The following is an 8,384-nucleotide window of genomic DNA, read 5'->3' as shown; positions in this document are numbered from 1 at the left end:
GGGCCTTGGCGGCGGCGATGTCGTCGCCATGCTGGTCGGCCAGGTTGTAGGCCAGCAGCGCCACCAGCGGCGTGGCCACTGCAGCCACGATCACCAGCAGGCCGCGAAAAATGTAGGTCTGGCGGTGATTCATGGTGGCAGGCCCCCGGCGCGGTGCTCCGCCAGCGCATCATATGGGTCAATTGCCGGGCGATCACTACCAGATTCGATGTCATCTCTGCGGTTGTGGTCGGTGTGCTCCAACCCCGGCCGCCACGCCCGCGGCCGCCACCAGCAGCACCGCGCCGCCCACGAAGGTGGCGTCGATCGACAGCTGGTCCAGCAACAGCCCGCCGAAGGCGGCGCCGGCCATGATGGCCAGCTGGATGGCGGCCACCATCAGGCCGCCGGCGGCCTCGGGCTCGTCGCTGACCTCCTGCGCCAGCCAGTTGAACCAGGCCACCGGCGCCGCGGCATTCAGGGCGCCCCACGCCGCCAGGGCCAGTGCCGTCAGCCACAGCAGCGGGGCGGCCGGCAGCAGCGCCAGCGTCACCGCGGCCAGCAGCAGCGGCACGGCCCACAGCAGGGTGTACAGGCGCCGGCCCACCCACAGCGTGGCCAGCGTGGTGCCCGCGAAGCCGGCAGCGCCCAGGCTGAGCAGCAGCAGCGACAGCTGCGCCAGCGTGGCCTGCGCCCGCGTTTCCAGGAACGGCCGCAGGTAGGTGAAGGTGGCGAAAGCGCCCGCGAAGGTGAGCATGGTGGCGATCACCGCCCGCCGCACCTGCGGGCGCCGCAGCAGGCCCAGCACGCGCCCGGGCGGTATCGCGCGGGCCGGGGGCATGCGGGGCAGGGCCAGCGCCTGCCATAGCAGCGTGACCAGGCCCACCGGCACCAGCAGCCAGAACACGCCGCGCCAGCCCAGCACGCCGCCCAGGGCGCTGCCCACCGGCGCCGCCAGCGCGGTGGCCGCGGCATTGCCCATGTACATCAGCCCCAGCGCGCGTGCATGGTGCGGGGGCGAGACCAGCTGCATCACCGTGGCGGTGGACAGCGACCAGAAGCCGCCGATGGTCACGCCCAGCAGCGCGCGGGCCATCATCAGCAGGCCGAAGCTCGAGGCCTGCGCGATGAGCACCAGCGAAGCCACCATCACCGCGGTCAGGGCCACCAGCACCTGCCGGCGGTCGAAGCGGCTGGCCAGCGTGGGGATGAGCAGGCTGGTGACCAGCGCGAACAGGCCCGAGATGGCGATGGCCTGGCCGGCCATGCCCTCGCTGGCGTGCAGGTCACGCGCGATGGGCGTGAGCAGGCTCACCGGCATGAACTCCGAGGCGATGAGCATGGCCACGCACAGCGTCATCGCGCCCACGGCGCTCCAGGCCTGCGGACCGTGGTCAGGGTGGGCGGCGTGGGAAGGCAGGCTGGCGGGCGTCATGCGGGGCGGTGCAAAGCCCGGCACTCTAGGCAGCAGGGCCCCGCGCGACTAGCCGCCGTGCGCTTCAAGCGCCTATGGGCGCGGCTGATGAATGCGATGTTTAAAGTGCCCGCACGGATGCCACCATGAATCTGCCCAACCACTGCCCGCCACCGTTGAACCGCCGACACGCCTTGCGCCTGGCCTGGGCCACCGCACTGGTCGCGGGCAGCGTGCGGGCCTCACCCGTGCCTGCCATGAAGCTGCTGCTCAAGCTGGGCGACCATCGCCTCGACCTGCTGCTGGACGACCACCCCACCGCGCGGGACTTCGCCGCGCTGCTGCCGCTGCGGCTGAGCCTGGAAGACTACGCCGCCACCGAGAAGATCGCGGTGCTGCCGCGAGCCCTGACCACCGAAGGCGCGCCCGCCGGCTATGCGCCCATGGCGGGCGACATGGCCTACTACGCGCCCTGGGGCAACGTGGCCTTGTTCCACAAGGACTTCCAGCACTCGCCGGGCCTCGTCCGGCTGGGCCGCCTCACGCAGGGCGTGCAACGCCTGGCCATGCCCGGCCGCGTGGTGGCCGAGTGGACGCTGGCCGCGCCTTGAAGCCCGGCAGGCGCCGCCTCAGCGTTCGGGGCCGGGCGGCAGCTCGATGCCCTTGAGCAGCTGGCGCATCGAGTCGCCCACCTCCTGGCTCGTGGGCTGCGGGGGCCGGCCCTGGGTGGCAAAGCGCCGGACGGCGCCCAGCATGCTGTCGATGTCGAAGGGCTTGACCAGGAAGGCGTCGTAGTCGCGGAACGACTGGCGCACCACGTCTTCGCTGGTGGCGCTCATGAAGAGGAAGGGCACGGCGGCCAGCGCAGGGTCCTGCCGCACCAGCAGTCCCAGCTCGGCGCCGTTCATCGTGGGCATCATGAAGTCGGACAGGATGAGCGCCGGCACCTCGGCCGCCAGCAGGGCCAGCGCGGCCTTGCCGTTGGAGGCAGCCTGCACGCGGTAGCCCTCGGCTTCCAGCAGCAGCTGCAGCACCTCCCGGTTGCCAAACTCGTCCTCGACGATCAGAACCAGTTTCATCGGGAGGTCCTGGCTCAATGTCTGGGCGGGCGTTCGGCACCCGCCAGGGCCAGCTGCACGTCGGTATCCGCCGCGCTGGGCTGCGTGCCCCGCGCCTTGGCCACGGCCAGCGTGCGGGCTGCACCGGCATGGCCGAAGCGGGTCTGGAACACGAAGGCATTGTCGAACCAGCCCACCACGCCTTCAGCCAGGCCGGTGCCGGCGGCCACCGCCAGCGCGGCGGGGTCGACGGTGAACAGCGAGGTGACGCCGCGGCACTTCAGCTCGGTCAGCAGCCGCCCCAGGAAGCGGTAGCCGCGTTCGGGGAAGGCCAGCGTGTCCGCCAGGCCTTCGAGGCCATCGACCACCACGCGGCGGATCTTGCGCTCGTCCACCAGTCGCAGCAGTTTGTGGCCCATCTCGTCCATCGATTCATCCTCGTGCCCCAGGTGCACCACCGTCAGTGCGCCTGAGTCGATCGCTTGAGCCACGTCCAGGCCGAGCTCAGTGCCCGAGCGCCGCAGATCGCCCTCGAACTCCGTGCAGGCCATCAGCAGGGCGGGCACCGAAGGTGAGGCCACTGCCGCGAAGGCCAACGCCAGCACCGTCTTGCCGGCCCCACTATGGCCGATCACGACGGAAGAACTAGCAGCCAGCACCCCGCCGCTGCGTAGGAGACCATCCCATGCCGGCAGGCCGGTGGACACCGTGCCTTCGCCCAGACAGCCGCCATCGGCGGCAAGCGGCAGGCTTTCCAGCCGGGGGAAGAACTGCAGCCCACGCTGCGAGATGCAGAAGGTGTGGCTGCCCCGGATGACCTGGCTGCCGCGGAACTTGCGCACCTGCATGCGCCGCTCGGCCCGCCAGTGGAAGCTGTGGTCCTCGAAGGTGAAGATGCCGTCCACCATGGTCTGCTCGGCGCTCAGCGCATTGCCGTTGCCGCTGGTCAAGACCAGGCAGGTGCAGGACATGGCGCTGACCAGGCTCTGCAGTTCATGCACGAACTGCCGCGCCAGATCGCCATCGAGGCCGCGGTGTTCGACCACCAGGCCGTCGATCACCAGCAGCGAGGCCCGGCTGCGCAGCAGCTCGCCGCGCAGCAGCGCGACCACGGCCTTCAGGCCACCGTCCTCCAGCTCGCGGTAGGCGCTGACGTAGAAGATGCTGGCGCTGACCTGGGCACGGTCGAAGAACACCTGCTGCTCCATGTGCTGCAGCATGCGGGCATGCGACTCGGCCAGCAGCGTGACGTAGAGCGTGCGCCGCTGGCGCTGCGTGGCCAGCTGGTAGGCGATCTGGTTGGCCAGCGTGGTCTTGCCGACGCCGGGCGGGCCTTCGAAGATGTACACGCCACCTTCGAACAAGCCGCCCTGAAGGATCACATCCAGTCCGTCGATGGCGGTGGGCAGGCGTTGGAGTTTCATGGGTACTGCAAGGAACGACGAAAGGGAGCGGCGCCCGCCAGTGTGGCATAGGGGCCCGCCTCAGCCGCCCGCGTCCAGCACCTCACGCACGCGGGTGGCCAGTTCGTCGATGGAAAAGGGCTTGCCAATCAGGTGCACGCCGGCATCCAGCACGCCGTTGTGCACCACGGCGTTGCGGGTGTAGCCGGTGGTGAACAGCACCTTCAGCCCGGGCCGGCGGCGCAGTGCCTCATCGGCCAGCTTGCGGCCGTTGACCTCGGGCATCACCACGTCGGTGAACAGCAGCGCCACCTCGGGGTGGGCATCCAGCAGGCGCAGCGCGGCCGCGGCGTTGTCGGCCTGCAGCACCGCATAACCCAGCTCAGTCAGCGCCTCGATCGAGAACTCGCGCACCGCCGGTTCGTCTTCCACCACCAGCACCAGCTCGTGCGCTTCGCCGCGGGGCAGGCGCTGCGGCGTGCTGGCGGCCTGCGCGTCGGGCTGCGGGCCGGTCAGGCGCGGCAGGTAGATCTTGGCGGCGGTGCCCTGGCCGGGCTCCGAATACATCTTCACGTGGCCGCCCGACTGGCGCACGAAGCCATAGACCTGGCTCAGGCCCAGGCCGGTGCCGCGGCCCACGTCCTTGGTGGTGAAGAAGGGGTCGAAGGCCTTGGCCAGCACCTCGGGCGACATGCCGGTGCCGGTGTCGCTGACGGCCACCATCACGTACTGGCCGGCCGGCAGGCCGGGGTGCTCGGCCACGTAGCGCTCGTCCAGCCAGGCGTTGGCAGTTTCGATGGTCAGGCGGCCGCCGTCGGACATCGCGTCGCGGCCATTGACCGCCAGGTTGAGGATGGCGTTTTCCAGCTGGTTGGGGTCGACATGGGCGCGCCACAGGCCGCCGGCCAGCACCGTTTCCAGCAGCACCGCGCCGCCCAGCGAATGGCGCAGCAGGTCGGACATGCCGGCCACCAGCTTGTTCACGTCCACCGGTTCGGGCTGCAGTGGCTGCTGGCGCGAGAAGGCCAGCAGCCGCTGCGTGAGCTGCGCGGCGCGGCGGGCGCTGTCGCGCGCCGCTTCCACGTGGCGGGCGGCGCGGGCGTCTTCGCCCACGTAGCGGCGCGCCAGCAGGTCGAGCGAGCCGATGACCACCGCCAGCATGTTGTTGAAGTCGTGCGCGATGCCGCCGGTGAGCTGGCCCACCGCCTCCATCTTCTGCGACTGACGCAGGGCTTCTTCGGTGCGCAGGCGCTCGGCCACTTCGGCGGCCACGCGGCGCTCCAGCGTGTCGTTCAGCTCGCGCAGCGCCAGCTCGGCACGGTGGCGCTGGGTCACGTCCTGGAACAGCACCGCCACCTGGCGGCGCTCGGGTGGCTCCAGCCGGAAGGCCGCCAGATCCAGGTAGCGGCCGGTGGCCACCAGCTCACGCTCGAAGCGCACCGGCTCGCCGGTGAGCAGCACGCGGCGGTAGATCTGCACCCAGCCTTCGGCCTCGGCCGGCACCATCTCGCGCACCTTCTGGCCCACCACGTCGGGGATGCCGGCATTGGCGGTGTAGGCCGGGTTGGCCACCACGTGCACGTAGTCGCTCAGCGGGCCATGCGGGCCGTCCAGGAACTCGATGATGCAAAAGCCTTCGTCCATCGAGTTGAACAGCGTGCGGAACTGGCGCTCGCTCTCGCGCAGCGCGGCCTCGGCCGCCTTGCGCTCGGTCAGGTCGAGCATGGCGCCGATCATGCGCAGCGCCCGGCCCTGCGCATGGCGCAGCACGGTGCCGCGGTCCAGCACGTCGGCATACGTGCCGTCGCTGCGGCGAAAGCGGTACTCCTGGGTCCAGCTGGTGCCGCCGCCTTCGATCACCGCATGAATGTCGTCGTCGATGCGCTGGCGGTCTTCGGGGTGGATGTGGTCCAGCCACCAGTCGGCGCTGGTCTGGCTGTGCGCATGGCCGAACAAGGTTTGCAGCGCCTGGTTCCAGATCACGTGGCCGTCCTGCAGCCGCCAGTCCCAGATGGCGTCGTTGGTGGCCAGCACGGCCAGCCGGTAGCGTTCTTCGGTCTCGTCCTGGCGCTCGCGCGCCAGCATCAGCGCGGTGCTTTCGGTCACGTTGCACAGCAGGCCGTGCACGGTGCCGTGTTCGTCGCGCAGCGGGATGTACGAGAACGAGAACCAGGCCGGCTCGGTGCGGCCGTGGCGCTGCACCTGCAGCGGCATGTGCTCGCGGTGGATGGACTGGCCGGCCAGGGTGGTGGCCAGCAGCGGCGCCACGTCGGCCCAGACCTCGCCCCATACCTCGTGCAGCGGTGCGCCCTGGGCGGCGGGGTGCTTGTCCTGCAGCAGCGGCACATAGGGCCGGTTGTAGACCAGGGTCAGCGCTTCGCCCCAGGCCAGCCACATGGGCGTGGGTGTCTCCATCACCTGGTTGACCGCGGTGCGCAACGCGGCGGGCCAGGTGTCTGGCGGCCCCAGGGCGGTGGCCGCCCAGTCGCAGCCGCTCAGGAAGGGGTGGTTGGGCAGGCCGCCATGGCCGGCGGGCGACAGCGGGGGTGGGTGGGGCGCCGGGCCAGGCGGTGGTGAAAGCGGAACACGGTCTTGCGTCATGCCGAACTGCCTGGCCACTGCCTTGGAAGGAAGGGCGCATTCTGTAACGGATCGACGCGGCCCCGAGGTCAGCTTGGTGATGCCGGTGGCACGGGTTTTTCAAGCGCGCGGCGCACCGCCGCCGCGTCGGTGAGCTGGCGGCGCACCAGCGGCACGCTCACCAGGTGCAGCACGCTGGTGGTGACCACGGCCAGCACGGTGGCCGCCACCAGCAGCAGCGGCCGCCGCCCGCCGCCGGTCAGGGCCACCGCCACCACCAGCAGGCAGGGCAGCCAGGCCAGCACCGCCGGGCCCGGCGCCACGCCCACGGCCAGGCCGCAATGCCGGCAAGGCGTGCGGCCGGCCGGCCCCAGCAGCAGCTTGCGCCAGGCGGGCAGGGCGGCCAGGCCGCAGTGCGGGCAGCGCAGGCGCCAGGGCGCATCGGCCGGCGCGGCAGGGCCGGGCAGGCTGCTCATGCGTGCAAGGCCAGGCCCGGGGACCTGCGGGCGCCGGTCAACCGGCCGGCGGCTGTGGCAGCTGCAGCACCTGCAGCACCGCGTCCAGTTGCGCGGCCGATTCGGGCCGCGCCGCGCCCGAGGCGGCAAACCAGGGCCGCTGCCGCGTGTCCTCGACGATCCATGCATCCTCCGACGTGGTGGCGGGCAGCCGGCCGGCGTCGCCCTCCAGGTGGTCGATCGTACGGTGCAGGCTGTCGCGCAGCGCGGCCAGACGGTCGGCCGGCATCTGGTTGATCCAGTCAACGAACTCATGCTGCTGCGCCGGGTCGGCCAGGTCCAGGCCGTGCAGGCCGGCGTAGCGCGCCATCAGCGGCACCACGCTGTGGCCGTCGCCGCTCTGGTCCACCAGCGCGCGGGCGGCCGGCTCGCTCAGGCCCGCATGCTGCAGGAAGCGCAGCGAGGCGCCGCCGTCGTGGTCGGGCTCATGCTGGTTGGCCTGCTTGCGGTCGTTCCAGATCGCCAGGCCCACCACCGACACCACCACCAGCCCGATGCCGATGGGCCCGGCCACGCTGCCGGCGCCAAAGGCGGCCATCAGCCCGCCGCCAGCGCCCACGCCGTACAGCACGCCGGAAGGAATGTCGCCCTGGCCGAAGGCATCGGCCGCGCTCCACACGTCCACCGCCGCGGTGAGCACGCTGAGGAAGCGGCTGGCCGCGGTGCTGCCGAGCTTACCCACCCACGAATCCGCGTCGGCCTTGCCAAGGCCCACCAGCAGCTCGGCGCCCTTCTGGCCCAGGCCGGCGGCGTCCACCAGCACCTTGGTCTGGTTGCGCAGCGAAGGGTCCAGGCCCGCCCGTTCCAGCGAGGCCAGCAGGCCGACGCCGGCCAGGCCCAGGCCGGCGCCGCGCAGCAGCTGGCCGGCCAAGCTGCTCTTGTCGAAGCCGCCGATCTTGCCCAGCGTCTGGTCCAGCGTCTTCAGCCGCGCGGCGCTTTGCTCGGCCGTTTCACCGGCCACCGGCACCGCGTCGTCCAGCGCCTTCAAGGCCTTGTCCAGCGCCGCCTCGGACACGCCCCAGGCGCGCGACAGGCCCGGGCTGCGCAGGCTGTCGATGGCCGCGCGCGCCCGTGCCACGCTGGCCGGGTCGGCCGCGTCGAAGCTGCCGATGCGCGCCAGCAGCGTGGACTGCACATGGGCGGTGGCCACCTCGCTGGCCAGCTTGCGCGCTTGGTCGGTGAGCTTGGCATTCGATGCGAACTGCGAACTGGTGAACCAGCCGAGCAGCTGCTGGCCGGCGGCGCCTGTGGTCAATTCCGGGTGGGCGCCCAGCGCGGTGCGCACCGCCAGCTGGGCCTTGGGGTCGTTCAGCACCTCGGCCGTCAGGGCGTCGATGCGCGGCTGCGTGGTGGCGCTGCCGATGCCTTGCGCGGCCTGCAGCGCCTGCAGCTGCACCAGCAGGTCGCGGCCGTTGTCGGCCAGCTGCTGCTTCAT

Annotated in this window: 7 protein-coding genes; 1 reads left to right on the top strand and 6 read right to left on the bottom strand. The window is 71.5% G+C overall.

Annotated elements, in window-relative coordinates:
• Positions 1-211: 211 nt before the first annotated feature.
• Positions 212-1,414: an MFS transporter gene (locus ABNT58_RS03075; RefSeq protein ID WP_348752044.1), complete on the bottom strand. Its 1,203-nt coding sequence runs from the start codon at positions 1,412-1,414 to the stop codon at positions 212-214.
• A 125-nt stretch (positions 1,415-1,539) separates the two neighbouring features.
• Between ABNT58_RS03075 and ABNT58_RS03070 the strand changes: the two genes are divergently transcribed.
• Positions 1,540-2,004: a cyclophilin-like fold protein gene (locus ABNT58_RS03070; protein ID WP_348752043.1), complete on the top strand. Its 465-nt coding sequence runs from the start codon at positions 1,540-1,542 to the stop codon at positions 2,002-2,004.
• Positions 2,005-2,022: 18 nt separating this feature from the next.
• Here the strand turns inward: ABNT58_RS03070 and ABNT58_RS03065 are convergent, their stop codons facing one another.
• The 5 genes from ABNT58_RS03065 to ABNT58_RS03045 all read right to left on the bottom strand — a co-directional run.
• Complete coding sequence (locus ABNT58_RS03065) at positions 2,023-2,472, bottom strand: response regulator (protein ID WP_348752042.1); 450 nt, start codon at positions 2,470-2,472, stop codon at positions 2,023-2,025.
• Between the two features lie 14 nt (positions 2,473-2,486).
• Positions 2,487-3,875 (bottom strand): ATPase domain-containing protein, encoded by a 1,389-nt coding sequence (locus ABNT58_RS03060; RefSeq protein WP_348752041.1) that lies wholly within the window; start codon positions 3,873-3,875, stop codon positions 2,487-2,489.
• A 60-nt stretch (positions 3,876-3,935) separates the two neighbouring features.
• The gene (locus tag ABNT58_RS03055) at positions 3,936-6,455 is read right to left on the bottom strand and encodes a PAS domain S-box protein (RefSeq protein ID WP_348752040.1); all 2,520 of its coding nucleotides are present in this window, start codon (positions 6,453-6,455) and stop codon (positions 3,936-3,938) included.
• Positions 6,456-6,523: 68 nt separating this feature from the next.
• Positions 6,524-6,910, bottom strand: a complete 387-nt coding sequence (locus ABNT58_RS03050) for a hypothetical protein (RefSeq protein ID WP_348752039.1) — start codon at positions 6,908-6,910, stop codon at positions 6,524-6,526.
• Positions 6,911-6,947: 37 nt separating this feature from the next.
• Positions 6,948-8,384: hypothetical protein (locus ABNT58_RS03045; protein WP_348752038.1), on the bottom strand; the 1,437-nt coding region annotated here is incomplete at its 5' end.

It is taken from the genome of uncultured Aquincola sp. (assembly GCF_964001545.1).
Classification (GTDB): domain Bacteria; phylum Pseudomonadota; class Gammaproteobacteria; order Burkholderiales; family Burkholderiaceae_C; genus Aquincola.
This window is presented reverse-complemented; position numbering and strand designations above follow the sequence as displayed.

Bases quoted from the DNA above. Each gene is read 5' to 3' on its own strand.
- ABNT58_RS03075 (WP_348752044.1), bottom strand. From the start codon at position 1,414: ATGACGCCCGCCAGCCTGCCTTCCCACGCCGCCCACCCTGACCACGGT.
- ABNT58_RS03070 (WP_348752043.1), top strand. From the start codon at position 1,540: ATGAATCTGCCCAACCACTGCCCGCCACCGTTGAACCGCCGACACGCC.
- ABNT58_RS03065 (WP_348752042.1), bottom strand. From the start codon at position 2,472: ATGAAACTGGTTCTGATCGTCGAGGACGAGTTTGGCAACCGGGAGGTG.
- ABNT58_RS03060 (WP_348752041.1), bottom strand. From the start codon at position 3,875: ATGAAACTCCAACGCCTGCCCACCGCCATCGACGGACTGGATGTGATC.
- ABNT58_RS03055 (WP_348752040.1), bottom strand. From the start codon at position 6,455: ATGACGCAAGACCGTGTTCCGCTTTCACCACCGCCTGGCCCGGCGCCC.
- ABNT58_RS03050 (WP_348752039.1), bottom strand. From the start codon at position 6,910: ATGAGCAGCCTGCCCGGCCCTGCCGCGCCGGCCGATGCGCCCTGGCGC.